At 66.0% G+C, this 13,041-nt stretch carries 11 protein-coding genes; 10 read left to right on the top strand and 1 reads right to left on the bottom strand.

What is annotated here, in order from left to right:
• Positions 1 to 11 precede the first annotated feature (11 nt).
• Positions 12 to 2,162, bottom strand: a complete 2,151-nt coding sequence (locus HN018_RS16395) for a putative bifunctional diguanylate cyclase/phosphodiesterase (RefSeq protein WP_171833064.1) — start codon at positions 2,160 to 2,162, stop codon at positions 12 to 14.
• 499 nt (positions 2,163 to 2,661) lie between these two features.
• Between HN018_RS16395 and HN018_RS16390 the strand changes: the two genes are divergently transcribed.
• The 10 genes from HN018_RS16390 to HN018_RS16345 all read left to right on the top strand — a co-directional run bounded on the left by HN018_RS16390 (position 2,662) and on the right by HN018_RS16345 (position 13,002).
• Positions 2,662 to 3,441 carry a glycine betaine ABC transporter substrate-binding protein gene (locus tag HN018_RS16390; RefSeq protein ID WP_239478756.1) on the top strand — a complete coding sequence of 260 codons (780 nt, stop codon included), beginning with the start codon at positions 2,662 to 2,664 and terminating at the stop codon, positions 3,439 to 3,441.
• Positions 3,434 to 4,711 carry a class I SAM-dependent methyltransferase gene (locus tag HN018_RS16385; RefSeq protein ID WP_239478754.1) on the top strand — a complete coding sequence of 426 codons (1,278 nt, stop codon included), beginning with the start codon at positions 3,434 to 3,436 and terminating at the stop codon, positions 4,709 to 4,711. Before HN018_RS16390 ends, HN018_RS16385 begins: the two co-directional genes overlap by 8 nt.
• 5 nt (positions 4,712 to 4,716) lie before the next feature.
• On the top strand, positions 4,717 to 5,250 hold the full coding sequence (locus HN018_RS16380) for a YdcF family protein (protein WP_171833065.1): 534 nt from the start codon (positions 4,717 to 4,719) through the stop codon (positions 5,248 to 5,250).
• A gap of 32 nt (positions 5,251 to 5,282) precedes the next feature.
• Complete coding sequence (locus tag HN018_RS16375) at positions 5,283 to 6,158, top strand: class I SAM-dependent methyltransferase (protein ID WP_171833066.1); 876 nt, start codon at positions 5,283 to 5,285, stop codon at positions 6,156 to 6,158.
• 15 nt (positions 6,159 to 6,173) lie between these two features.
• The gene (locus HN018_RS16370) at positions 6,174 to 6,986 is read left to right on the top strand and encodes a class I SAM-dependent methyltransferase (RefSeq protein ID WP_204259555.1); all 813 of its coding nucleotides are present in this window, start codon (positions 6,174 to 6,176) and stop codon (positions 6,984 to 6,986) included.
• 121 nt (positions 6,987 to 7,107) lie between these two features.
• The gene (locus tag HN018_RS16365) at positions 7,108 to 9,150 is read left to right on the top strand and encodes a S53 family peptidase (protein ID WP_171833067.1); all 2,043 of its coding nucleotides are present in this window, start codon (positions 7,108 to 7,110) and stop codon (positions 9,148 to 9,150) included.
• A gap of 175 nt (positions 9,151 to 9,325) precedes the next feature.
• Positions 9,326 to 10,633 (top strand): NRAMP family divalent metal transporter, encoded by a 1,308-nt coding sequence (locus tag HN018_RS16360; RefSeq protein ID WP_239478752.1) that lies wholly within the window; start codon positions 9,326 to 9,328, stop codon positions 10,631 to 10,633.
• 179 nt (positions 10,634 to 10,812) lie between these two features.
• The gene (fabD, locus tag HN018_RS16355; protein ID WP_171833068.1) at positions 10,813 to 11,787 is read left to right on the top strand and encodes an ACP S-malonyltransferase; all 975 of its coding nucleotides are present in this window, start codon (positions 10,813 to 10,815) and stop codon (positions 11,785 to 11,787) included.
• A 32-nt stretch (positions 11,788 to 11,819) separates the two neighbouring features.
• Positions 11,820 to 12,572: a beta-ketoacyl-ACP reductase gene (locus tag HN018_RS16350; protein ID WP_171833069.1), complete on the top strand. Its 753-nt coding sequence runs from the start codon at positions 11,820 to 11,822 to the stop codon at positions 12,570 to 12,572.
• A 190-nt stretch (positions 12,573 to 12,762) separates the two neighbouring features.
• Positions 12,763 to 13,002: an acyl carrier protein gene (locus HN018_RS16345; RefSeq protein WP_138325421.1), complete on the top strand. Its 240-nt coding sequence runs from the start codon at positions 12,763 to 12,765 to the stop codon at positions 13,000 to 13,002.
• Positions 13,003 to 13,041: the final 39 nt, after the last annotated feature.

The raw sequence follows: 13,041 nt of genomic DNA, 5'->3' as shown, positions 1-13,041 counted from the left end.
CCCGGACCATGTCAGGAGTCCTCGGTGGGTGCGGACAGCGGCAGCCGACAATCGTTTGCCAGCAACCAGGCAAAATCCTCGGCGACCAGCGGCACGCTGAAGAGGTAGCCCTGGCCGATCCTGCATCCCTCGCGCTGCAGAAACTCCCGCTGCATTTCGGTCTCGATCCCTTCGGCGACGAACTCTATTTCCATGCCGCGGGCCAGCGAGATGATCGCGCGAATAATCAACGCATCGCTCGAGCCGACCACGAGCTTGCGCACGAACATCTGGTCGATCTTTACCTTGTCCACCGGAAAGTCGCGCAGATAACGAAACGTTGCATGACCACTGCCGAAATCGTCGATGGCGATGGTGAAACCCATGGTCCGCAGTGCGTGCAGCGAACTCATGATCTGCGGCGATGCCTCGATCAACTGACCTTCCGTCAGCTCGATCTCGAAGTCCCTCGCATCCGCGTTCTGGGTAGCCAGCGCTTGCTTGGCGAACTCGACGAAGGCTGTATCGAGCAACTGATTCCCCGATACATTGATTGCGATCGGCGGTGGCATCAGACCGGCATTCAGCCACGCCGTCCGCTGGCGCATTGCCTGGTTGAGCACCCAGCGGCCAAGCTGGACGATCAGGCCGGATTTTTCGGCTATGGGAACGAAGAGATCGGGTCTTTGCAGTCCGAGCGTCGGGTGGTTCCATCGAACCAACGCCTCGGCGGACACGATCCGGCCGGATGCGAGATCGACGACCGGCTGATAATGAAGTTCCAGTTCGTCGTCATCGATGGCGCGCTCCAGCGACCTGGCAAGAATGGCCTGATTATGGAAGCGATCATCCTGCGACCGCGAATAGAGAACATAGCCGCTGCAGCCCGGCTGCTTGGCCCAGCGGAGTGCCAGTTCCGCCTGGATCATCAACTCGATCGCAAAGTCCTTATCGGCCGCACCCGTACTGTTCCGGCTCTCGTAGAGGGTCGCGCCAATACAGGTCCTGATCGCCAGCGAACGCTTGCCGATCTGCATCGGCAGTGCAAGAGCGGCGATCAGCGCGTCGGCGAGCAGGGGAAGGGCGTCGTCGTGGGCGGAGACCGGAACAAGCACTGCAAACTCGTCGCCGCCGAGCCGGCCCGCTATCCCTTCGCCTGAAAGCGCATGCGCCGCGAGCCTCTGTGCAATCTCGCGCAGGATGTCATCGCACCGGCGCTGGCCGAGCGTATCATTGAGATCGCGGAACGCCTGGATATCGATGTAGAAGAGTGCGAAGCGGTTCGCATCGTCGCTTGCTGTGTTCATCCGCATGGTCATGGCCTGCCACCATGCTTCGCGCGTGAGAAGACCGGTCAGCGGATCGCTCAGGGCCAGCTGCGCGATCTCGGTTTTCCAGCGTTTCTCTGCGCTGATCTCGATCGCGATACCATCCCATACGATCTCGCCATCGTCCGTCCGTCGGGGCGGAGCCTCGCTGCGCAGCCAGTGTACGGTGCCGGTCTTGGAAACGAGCCTGAACTCCTCCCGGAAAACCGACATGTCGGCGGCCGAGGAGCGGATCGCCGTGTTCAGCGCGCCATGATCGTCCGGATGGACGTAGTCATAGAAGGATTTCGTGGCGTCCGCCTGCGTGATCCCGAGCATCCTGCTCAGGGACGGGCTGCAATAGACCATCTCGATCGTGGCATCCGTTCGCATCACGCGCCTGAAGATATAGCCCGGTATGTCGCTTGCGATGCCCCGGAGCTCGGACTCCGCTACCGTCCTTGCCTCGTCCGCCGGATGGATGGCATCCGAGTTCATCTGCAGCCCGATGAAACCCGTTACCTGCCCGGCCGCATCGTGGATCGGGTCGATCGTGAGGTCGTTCCAGAAAGACGTGCCGTCCTTGTGGTAGTTCAATATCCTGCGGTTCAGCGACTGGCCCGACGCAACTGCCAGGCGTATTTCGGCGACCGCGAGCGGGTCGGTGTCGACGCCTTGCAGGAACCGACAGTTGCGCCCGAGGATTTCAGCCTGCGAATACCCAGTCAGGAGCCTGAAGGCGTCGTTCGCGAATACGATAGGCCCGTCGGGCCGGGTCGCATCGGTGACGATAACGGCATGCGATGTCGCGGCCAGCGCCGCATAGCCGTCGAGGCCGGGATCGGCAGGCTCCTGGCCCGTGTTCCGTCTTGGCAACGATAAGGTCGAAACCAGCCAGGGCGAACTGCGCAAGAAGGATCGCGTTCGAAACAGGCCGTGGAGCACGTTGATGGCTGTAATCTCCGGTCAGTCATGCCCGCCGATGCTGAATCACTGATCCGTCTCGACTGTCAGAAGTCCTGTAGTCTGTTAACGATTGGAAGCTTAGACGCATTATCTAAAAGCTTCCAGTATTAAAGTCTATTGATTAGACCGATATTGTTGCAACATTGCTCTCGTCATTCGTTTCAGTTGCATTTCAGGCCGATTATTACTCCTTGCGTCTCGTTTCGCGCGACTAGTCGAGAGAATGACACGGTCGACGACACCTGGGTCGATCCCTTGGCCCCACACCGGACTTGGCCTATCCGCGACCAGGCGCCAGTCGAGGCATCCCCATCGGGCCAGCGTCCACGGCGGCGTCCGCCCGGCTCCGCACTTGCAGAACCGGCCCGCACCTGCTGCAACCGCTGGCCGTCCTCAGGAACTGCGCGCCATGAGCTTCATCTCCAGCCTGACTTTGGGCCATCTCGACAACCGGCAGCACGAGGCCGCTGCCGCTGCGGTGCTGCGGGTGCTCGAGGCGCACGACATCGAGGTCGAGATGGTGGCCGGCGATCGCGATACGCTGTTCAGCTCCCTGCGCGATGGCAACATCGACCTGCTGGCGACCGCCTGGCTCCCCGACATCGACCCGATGCTGGCCGATCCCGCGACCGCGGAGATCCTCGGCAGCGTCCTTTATCGGCCCTATCTGCTGTGGGCGGTGCCCGCGTCGCTCGACATCGCCGGCCTGCGCTCGATCGCCGACCTGTCGAAGCCGGATATCGCTTCGGTGATCGACCACGCGATCGTCCTGCCACGCCGGCTCGAAACGTATGCCATCCGCGTCCTGGCCGCCTACGACCTGGAGCAGGCCGGCTACCGGCTCGATGTGCTGGATGACGAGGCGGCCTATGCCCATGCATCCACGGCACTCGACGCGACGGCCGCCAGGGTGCTGCCGCTGTGGCAACCGCATGCACTGGCGCATGGCGGCCGGCTGCGCCCGCTGGATGACCCCAGGGCGGCGCTCCCGGCCCGGCAGGAGGCCAAGCTGCTGCTCCGGACGGGGCTGCGCGCCTCGCTCGATCCGCATCTGCTGGACGAATTGGGGGAACTCACCCTCGGCAACCCGGTGGTCAGCGCGCTCGAATATGCCATGCGCACCGACGGCATGACGGCGGACGAGGCGGCGGAGGCCTGGCAGCGCGGACGGTTGACCCCCCGTGCGTGAGGCGCCGGCCGGCCCGGTATCGGCGACCGGGGACCGCGAGGATCTGAACCTCGCCGCCCAGTACGAGGCCTACCCCTATCCCGAGCGCGACCCGCGCGACGAGGCGAAGCGGCTGTTCATCGGCAGCCCGAGCCACCTGCGCGAGATCGACCACTGGGTGTTCGGCGCCGCCCGGCCGGCCAGCCGGCCGCTGGACGTACTGGTTGCCGGCTGCGGCACCGGTGACGGTGCCATCATGATCGCGGCCCAGCTGCAGCAGGCCGGGCGCCCCGGGCGCGTCACCTGTATCGACCGTTCGGAGCGGGCGCTCGGCGTCGCCCGCGAGCGGGCCACGGTCAGGGGGCTCACCAATATCGCGTTCCTGCGACGGTCGCTGCTCGACCTGCCGGCGGCGGACCTCGGGCAGTTCGACTACATCGATTGCTGCGGCGTGCTGCATCACCTGCCGGACCCGGCCGGTGCGCTGATCGGGTTGGAGCGCTCGCTGGCCCCGGGCGGCGGCATCGGCCTGATGGTGTATGCGCCGCATGGCCGGACCGGCGTTTACATGCTGCAGGACGCGCTGGCGCTGCTGGCACCGATCGATGAGGCGCCGCACACCAGGCTCGAGACCGCGAAGCGGGTGATGCGGCACCTGCCGGCGACCGCCTGGCTGCGCGCCAACATGAACTTCGGCGATCATCTCGAGGGCGGCGACGCGGGCCTGTATGACCTGCTGCTCAATCCGCGCGACGTGGCCTACGACGTTCGCGGCTTCATGGGCCTGCTCGATCGGGCCGGGCTGGAGGCGGCCTGCCTGATGGAGCCGGCGCGCTACGATCCCGACCTGCTGCTGCCCGATCCTCGCCTGCGCGCCCGCACGGCTTCGATGTCGCCGATCGAACGGGCGTCGCTGGCGGAATCGCTCGCCGGCAACATGAATACCCATGTCGCCTATGCCGTGCGGCGCGGTGAGGTCCCGGCGGCGCCCGATCCGATGGCGCCGGATGCGGTGCCGGTGGTGCGCGAGATGCCGGCGGCCGAGATCATCCGCCAGATCGGCCCGGACGGCAGCCTGCCGATGGCGTTCGGGCGGCTCATGGTGCCGGTGCCGCTGCCGCCGCTGGCGAAAGCCATCCTCGGACTGGTGGACGGCGAGCGCTCGATCGCCGCGATCGCCGCGGCGCTGGCCGACCGTGGCATCGCGCAGGCGAAGTTCGAGGTCGCCTGGGCGGACACCTATCGCGCCCTGTCGCGGGTCAACCGGATCCTGCTGCGTCCACCGGCCTGATTTCGATGCCGAGCCCGGAGCAGGCGGCCATCATCATCTTCGGGGCGGCACTACGTCCCGATGGCACACCCACCCCGACGCTCAGCCGCCGGACCGAGGCGGCCTGGCGGTTCGGCGAGCGGCTGGACATGCCGCCGCTCTATGTACCGACCGGCGGGATCGGCCGCTATGGACCATCCGAGGCCTCCGCCATGGCAGCGCTCCTGCGGGCGCAGGGCATCCCCCTATCGCGTATCCTGACGGAGGAAACCGCCACCGACACGCTGGACTCGGTGGATGCCTGCGCGGCGCTGCTGCGGGCGAGGCCCCATGCCGGCCCGGTGTTCGCCGCCACCAGCGCCTATCACCTGCCGCGGTGCCTGGTGCTGCTGCGGCTGGCCGGCGTGCCTGCCCGCGCCGTGCCGCCACCCCGTCCGCCGGCCTCGCAGCAGTTCATGCGTCGCTGGCGCTGGCGGCTGCGCGAGGTGCCGGCGCTGCCCTGGGACGTGCTGCTGCTGCTCCGCCGGCGGACGATCGACAGGCTGCTGACAAAACGTTAGCATTGCGTGATCGAACCGATCGGCGAGTGCGCATGTATCATCCAGCCGGCGCCGAAGCCCTGTTCAGGACGTTCCGTAACCGTAGCGACGAGGCCTGGCTCGACATCCTGCTGAGTTCGTTGCGTGTTCCAGGCATCGATGGCGTGCCGATGCCCGGCTTCCCGTCCGACGACCTGCAGCGCGAGATCCACGGCCACGCCGGCGAGGTCTCGCTGCACGAGGCGCACGTGTTCTTTCGCGAGGTGAAGTCGTATTGCGCCTATGCCGGGCGGCCGATCGCGCCGCACCGGACCCTGCTGGATTTCGGCTGCGGCTGGGGGCGGATGCTCCGGCTGTTCATGAAGGATATCGAGCCCGAAAACCTGTTCGGCGCGGACAGCACCTCTCGTTTCCTGATGGAGGCCAGGCGCTGCAACCCGAGCGTCAATTTCCTGTCGTGCCAGCTTGCGCCGCCGTCGATCCTGGCGTCCGAGAGCCTGGATTACGTGATTTCCTGGTCGGTGTTCAGCCATCTCGACGAGTTCCTGTCGCTGCGCTGGATCGAGGAGTTCGCGCGTATCCTGAAGCCGGGGGGACTGTTGCTGATCACCACGCAGAGCCGGCGCTTCATCGCGTTCTGCGCCGAGATGCGGCTGCGTCGCGCGTCCGGCATCAGCCTCGAGCATCCCTGGTACGAGGCCTGCGCCAACAGCTTCGTCGACGAGGAGTTGGAGACAGCGCGCTACGAGGCCGGCCAGTTCCTGCATGCCGCATCCGCGTTGCCGCCGCATCCGCAGTCGCATTACGGCGAGGCGGTGATCCCGCGCGGCTACGTGGTGAAAAAGTGGGGCCACCTGTTCCGGATGATCGACTTCCTCGACAATCCGGTGCGCCTGCCGCAAGTCCTGCTGGTGCTGCAGAAACCCTAGGGGGCCGGCTCCCCGGTGCTGCGACCGGTCGACGGAGTGGACGACATCATGGATGACGTGGCCAGGCTCAACCGGCTCGGATGGGATCGTCTGGTCGAGGAGCGGAATGTCTGGACCCGGCCGGTCCCGTCGGTCAGCGTCGATCGCGCCAGGCACGGCGACTGGGCAATCTTCCTCACGCCCGACCGGCCGGTACCGCGGGACTGGTTCGGGGACGTGGCGGGGCGGGACATCCTGTGCCTCGCCTCCGGTGGGGGCCAGCAGGGGCCGATCCTGGCAGCCGCCGGCGCCAGGGTCACGGTGTTCGATGCGTCGCCCCGGCAGCTCGCGCAGGACGAGATGGTCGCCGCGCGCGATGGCCTCGTCCTGGCGACCCGGCTTGGCTTGATGCACGACCTGTCCGATATCCCCGATGCCAGCTTCGACCTGATCTTCCATCCGGCCTCGAACTGCTTCGCACCGGATATCGAGCCGGTCTGGCGGGAATGCTTCAGGGTGCTCCGGCCGGGCGGCGCGCTGCTCGCCGGCTTCATGAACCCGGACGTCTATATCTTCGACCTCGATGCCCAGGAACGGGACGAGCTTGTCGTGCGGTTTCCATTGCCATACGCCGACATCACCAGCCTGCCTGCGGATGAGCTCCAGCGCCTGGTCGAGCAGGATCACGTGGTCGAGTTCAGCCACTCGCTTGAAACCCAGATCGGCGGCCAGCTCAAGGCAGGTTTCGTGCTGACCGGCCTGTTCGAGGACAAGGATTTCGGCATGCCCGATACGGGACGATCGCGCTTCATGCCGGTCCTGTTCGCGACACGGGCCATGAAGCCATGAGCGCGTCGATATGCGGCCTGTGAACATCATTCCCAAATAAATAACGATATTTGACATTCAAAACGATCCCATTACGGTTCTGTTACGGTTGCCTCCAGGGCACGATGTTTCAGGAGCTAGAATGGCTTTCCAATCATCAACCAGCTTAACCCGGGCGCTCCTGTTCGTGTCCGTGGCCGTCGTGTCCACCACCACAATCATTCCAATCGCCAGCGCCGCCGCCTCGGCGGATGCCGTGCAGGATCTGGGAGAGGTTGCAGCCGCCAGTCAGGTCAGCGCGACCATCTGGCTCAAGCCGCACAGCGAGCAGGCGCTCGAGACCGCCATCGCCAGGCGGATGGAGCCCGGCTCGCCGGATTACCACCACTGGATGACGCAGGCTGAAGTTGCGGCCTATGGCGTGACCGCGGACGAGGCCTCCGCCTTGGTGACATCGTTGAAAGCGTCGGGCCTGCAGGTCTCGATGCGAGGCGACGGCACAGGCGCATTACGGGTTACCGGGACGGCGAGCGCCTTGTCGCATGTTTTCAATACCACGCTGCATCAGTTCAAGGTCGGCAACACGCAGTACCGTGCGCCTGTCGCCGAACCGCGATTGTCGGGCAGCATGAACACGCTGGTGGCGGGAATTACCGGGCTCGCGACGGCGCGGATGACGCCTTATGCAATCCGGCAGGTCAATTTCGCCACCGGCAAGCCGGTGCAGTTCTCGCTTGCGGACGCTGCCGATCCAAGCACCGTCTTTACCGATGACTGTTTCGTCGCCAAGCGGACGCTGGCCCTGGCGCACTTCATCCCGAATGGCGGCACCGAGCATTTCAGCGTCACCGGTCCGGGGTATCTCGCCACCGGCGTCAATCCGGCCACCGCAACGTGCGGCTACACCGCGAAGCAGGCCAGCGCGCATTACGGCCTGGATGCCGTCTACAGACAAGGATACCAGGGCGAAGGCCAGACCATCGTTCTGGTGGATGCCTACGGTTCGCCGACGATCCAGGCGGACGCCAATACCTTCTCGAAAATGATGGGCCTGCCGGCGCTCACCGCCGCCAACTTCAAGGTGGTTTATCCGGACGGTCCGCCGATCGCCAATCCCTACCCGACCGGCTGGCCGGTCGAGGTTTCGCTGGATGTCGAGTGGGCGCATGCGATCGCGCCGAAGGCGAAGCTGGTGCTGGTCGTGGCGCCCAGCGACGATGCGGACGAACTGACCTACGCAATGCAGTACGCGGTGTCGCACAAGCTGGGGGAGGTCATCTCCAACAGTTACGGATATGCCGAAGCCGCCTATGGCCCTGCCACGGCTCGTGCATTCAATTCGGTGATCCGGCAGGCGGCGGCACAGGGCATCGCGGTCAACGTATCCACCGGCGACAGCGGCGATTTCGGTCTGGGCAGGCCGTACGGTGCCGCGTCCATCCCCGCGGACTCGCCATACGCCACCGGCGTCGGCGGAACCAGCCTCGGGATCCCGAGCGACGACGGTCCGGTCGAGACATCGTGGGGCAGCGTCTTCACCGACCTCGGCGACATCAACGGCATCGATGTCCCGCCGGGCTTCGAGGGCTTCAGGCAGGGCGGTGGCGGCGGGCAGAGCGCCTATCTCGAGAAGCCCAAGTGGCAGAAGAACTTGGTCGGCACCGGCCGGATGCTGCCGGACGTCTCCGCGTTCGCCGATCCGTTCACGGGCGCGATCATCGTGACGCCGAGCGATGACGGCACGCAGACGGTGGTGGAGGTGATCGGCGGCACGAGCCTGTCGAGCCCGGTGTTTTCCGCCATCTGGGCGCTGGCCGATCAGGCCGCGGGCACGAAGCTGGGCCAGGCGGCGCCGATCATTTCCCGAATGGCACCGGCGGCGCTCACCGACATCGTTCCCGTGCAGGCAAGCCTGTCCAACCTGTCCGGCTCGATCGGCACGGTGTCCGACACCAAGTTCTATTTGCCGGCCGCCTTGCTCGACATCGCGGCGATCCAGCCGAACGGCTTCGTCGGCGTCGGTGCGCAGGTCACCTCGCCGACCGCCGGCATCGGTGCTACGTTCGATTTCAGCTTCGGCGCCGACAGCTCGCTCATCGCACAGCCGGGCTGGGACGACGCCACCGGCTACGGCGTGCCCAACGGCCTTGCCTTCATCCGCGCAGCAGCGAAAGCCGCGCGGTAGCGGGCAGGAAGCGCGCAACATCAGGTGCGGGTCGCCGGTCATCGGATAGCGACCTGTCCGCCCGCCAAACACCCGGTGTTCGCCCGGTGTTCGCCGGCGGTCGATCTTTTCGGTCTCCGACGCGGATTGTCGCGTATAGACCCACCTGACCAACCGCGAGCGGAACCATCCGACAATGACCAACATGCCTGTCGGACCGGCGCCGGGCGATGACCTCGTGAAGCAGCCGGAGCGGCCCAGGCTGCTGCAGGTCATGGGACCCGGCCTCATCACCGGCGCGTCGGACGACGACCCGAGCGGTATCGCCACCTATTCCCAGGCCGGTGCGCAGTTCGGCTACAATCTCGGCTGGACCCTGCTATTCACCTGGCCGCTGATGTGCGCGATCCAGGAGGTCAGCGCCCGCATCGGCCGGGTGACCGGCCGCGGGATTGCCGGCAACCTGCTGCACCATTATCCGGCCTGGCTGGTGACGCTGGTGCTCGCAGCACTGGTGGTCGCCAACGTCATCAATCTCGGCGCGGATCTCGGCGCCATGGGGGCGGCGCTGAACCTGGTGATCGGCGGTCCGCTGTTCCTGTACGTGCTGGGCTTCGGCCTTCTGTCGATCGTGCTCGAGGTGTTCGTCCGCTATTCGCGTTACGTTTCGATCCTAAAATGGCTTGCATTGTCGCTGTTCAGCTACGTGGCGGTGGCGCTTGTGGTGCATGTGCCTTGGGGCACGGTGCTCTACCGCATGGTCGCGCCGCATATCGTGCTGAACGCCGGCTACCTGACCGTCGTCGTGGCACTTCTCGGCACCACCATCAGCCCATACCTGTTTTTCTGGCAGGCCGAGGAGGAAGTCGAGGAGATCGGCGAGCATCCCGGCACGCTTCCTCTGCGCACCGATCCCACAAGTGCCGACCGGGAGTTCCAGCGCATCCGCATCGATACCTGGATCGGCATGGGTCTGTCGAACCTCGTGGCCCTGTTCATCATGACCACTGCCGCCGCGGTCCTGAACGCACACGGTATCACCGACATCCAGACCTCGTCGCAGGCAGCCCTTGCGCTGAAGCCGATCGCCGGCCGGTTCGCGTTCGAGCTGTTCGCGATCGGCATCATCGGCACCGGCCTGCTGGCGATCCCGGTGCTGGCCGGATCGACTGCATACGCGGTCGGCGAGACGCTCGGCTGGACCGTCGGGCTCGCGCATCCGGTCGGTCGCGCCAGGTCGTTCTACGCCGTGTTGTGCGTTTCGATCCTGCTCGGCTGCGTGATGAACGTTATCCATATCGACCCGGTCAAGGCGCTGTTCTGGAGCGCCGTCATCAACGGCGTGGCGGCCGTGCCGATCATGGTGCTGATGATGCATCTGTCGTCGCGCCACGACATCATGGGACGTTTCGTTCTGCCGCCGGTATTGCGCACCATCGGCTGGATCGCCACCGCCACCATGGCCGCGGCGGCGATCGGAATGTTCGCCACCATGGGCATGTGAAGCGCGTGTGGCGGCTGGTGTTCCGGGCCGGGAGCGTCGGGCGTCGCAGGCCGTGAGATTGACATCCGGTAACCTCGTCCCTCATCTCACGCCCAATACCCCGAGCGCCTGTCGCGTCGGGGGCCGGTGTCGGAGCGGTTCGCCGCGACGGGGCCCGTCAACAGCCGGAACACGCATCGATGCCCGTGCACGCCTTCATCTTCCCCGGCCAGGGAAGCCAGTTCGCCGGCATGGGTCGGGATCTGGCCGCCGCCTTTGCGCCGGCTCGCGAGGTGTTCCAGGAAGTGGACGAGGCGCTCGGCGAGAAGCTGTCCAAGCTGATGTTCAGCGGCCCGATCGAGGAACTGACCCTGACCCAGAACACCCAGCCGGCCCTGATGGCCGTGTCGCTGGCGGTGCTGCGCGTGCTGGAAAGCGAGGGCGGCCTCAGGCTGGCCGACCGTGCGACGCTGGTCGCCGGCCACTCGCTCGGTGAATATTCCGCTCTGGCGGCAGCGGCGAGCCTCGGCATCGCCGACACCGCCCGGCTGCTGCGGGTGCGTGGCAACGCCATGCAGAAGGCCGTGCCGGCGGGCGAGGGCGGCATGGCGGCGCTGCTCGGTGTCGAACTGGACCAGGCTCGTGAAATTTGTGAGGCGGCTGCGGTGGTGCCGGTCGAGGCGGGCGAGAAGCCGCGTCGCGAGGTGATCGAGATCGCCAATGATAATGGTGGCGGCCAGGTGGTGATTTCCGGTGCTGCCGGAGCGGTGGCCCGCGCGATCGACATCGCCAAGGCGCGCGGCGTGAAGCGCGCCATGCCGCTGCCGGTCTCGGCGCCGTTCCACTGCTCGCTGATGGCGCCGGCCGCCGAGACGATGCGCGAGGCGCTGGCCGAGGCGGCGGTGCGGCCTCCGTCGGTGCCGATCATCGCCAATGTCACCGCTGCCAAGGTGACCGCGCCGGATCGAATTCGCGAGTTGCTGGTGGCGCAGGTGACCGGCACCGTGCGCTGGCGCGAGAGCGTGCTCGCCATGACCGCGATCGGCATCGACAGCTTCGTCGAGTTGGGTGCCGGCAAGGTCTTGTCCGGACTGATCAAGAGGATCGCGCCGGATGCCGCGACACGATCGGCCGGCACGCCGGAAGATATCGAAGCCTTGCTGAAGACGTTCTGACTTGTTCACAATCGCTGCAGGATAAATTTCCCATGTTCAGGCTCGACGGTCAGACCGCTCTGGTCACCGGCGCCTCCGGCGGCATCGGTGCCGCCATTGCCCGCTCGCTGCATGCCCAGGGTGCCAGGGTGGTACTGTCCGGCACCCGGCGCAAGGCGTTGGACGCGCTGGCCGCCGAACTGGATGCGATCACCCCGGGGCACGCGTTCGCCAGCCCGGCCGACCTGTCCGATCCGGCGGCGCCCGACGCGCTGGTCGCCAGCGTCGAGGCCCTTGCGGGGGCCCCGCTGACCATCCTGGTGAACAACGCAGGGCTCACCCGGGACATGCTGGCGCTGCGCATGAAGGACGCGGACTGGAACACCGTGCTCGAGGTCGACCTCGCGGCCCCGTTCCGGCTGGCCAGGGCGGCGCTGAAGGGCATGGTCCGCCGTCGCGCGGGCCGTATCGTGTCGATCGCCAGCATCGTCGGCGTGACCGGCAACGGCGGCCAGGCCAACTACGCCGCTGCCAAGGCCGGGCTGATCGGCATGAGCAAGTCCCTGGCGCAGGAGGTCGGTTCGCGTGGCATCACGGTGAACGTGGTGGCACCCGGGTTCGTCGCCACCGCCATGACCGACGGCCTGCCCGACGAGCAGAAGGCGATGCTCAATGCGGCCATTCCGCTGGGTCGGATGGGTACGCCCGAGGACATCGCGGCCGCAGTGGTTTATCTTGCTTCGGCGGAGGCCGCGTGGGTCACCGGAGCCACCATCCATGTCAACGGTGGCATGGCAATGATTTGAGGTCATGGCGTGGTATCGCGGGCCGTCTTGGCGGCTATGAGGTAACCATGCTAATCGCCCGCTGCTTCGTCCGGAGCGGGTAGTCGCATCTGCCACTGTGGCCCTATATGGCTACGGGACCGGAATGCAGGACAGGACGAACGAGTTTCGAACCGCCCGTTCACCAAGGGCAGACAGGAAGCAGAAGCAGATGAGCGAAATCGCCGACAAGGTTAAGAAGATCGTGGTCGAGCACCTCGGAGTCGAGGAGAGCAAGGTAACCCCCGAGGCTTCGTTCATCGACGATCTGGGCGCGGACAGCCTTGATACGGTCGAACTGGTCATGGCCTTCGAGGAGGCTTTCGGCGTCGAGATCCCCGAGGATGCCGCCGAGAAGATCAGCACCGTCAAGGACGCGATCGACTACATCGAGAAGCAGAAGGCCGCCTGAACTCTTCAGGTCTGGACTTCGGCGTGACTGGGAACTGGA

Source organism: Lichenicola cladoniae (assembly GCF_013201075.1).
GTDB classification, from domain to species: Bacteria; Pseudomonadota; Alphaproteobacteria; order Acetobacterales; family Acetobacteraceae; genus Lichenicola; species Lichenicola cladoniae.
This window is presented reverse-complemented; position numbering and strand designations above follow the sequence as displayed.